The organism is Chryseobacterium sp. SIMBA_028 (assembly GCF_046535285.1).
Lineage (GTDB): Bacteria > Bacteroidota > Bacteroidia > Flavobacteriales > Weeksellaceae > Chryseobacterium.
Map to the genome: position 1 here is coordinate 1 of NZ_JAWRWZ010000635.1, position 249 is coordinate 249.

1 protein-coding gene is annotated in these 249 nt (G+C 57.8%); it reads right to left on the bottom strand.

Going from position 1 to position 249, the window contains the following annotated elements; all coding sequences use genetic code 11:
• Positions 1 to 57: 57 nt before the first annotated feature.
• The coding region (locus SCA31_RS24775) for a hypothetical protein (RefSeq protein ID WP_410699609.1) at positions 58 to 249 on the bottom strand (192 nt) is incomplete at its 5' end.

Consider the following 249-nt stretch of genomic DNA (forward strand, 5'->3'; position numbering starts at 1 on the left):
CGATGCCATTTCAGCCAGGTGAGATGGCCATCCGTCTTGATTGCGACGCCCGTTGTATCAGACATGACCGAACACCTGCTTCTGTCCCTGATGGCCGGCTTGCGGCGATTGATAGACGAGGCCGTTATCGCGGAATGCGAAGTAGGCTGCAACCTTGGGCTCGACCAGACTGCCCTTCGCCCAGTTGGCATCCGGCGCGGTCATCGATTTCAGCCGGCTACCGTCGATGAGATCGATATCGACAAGCTT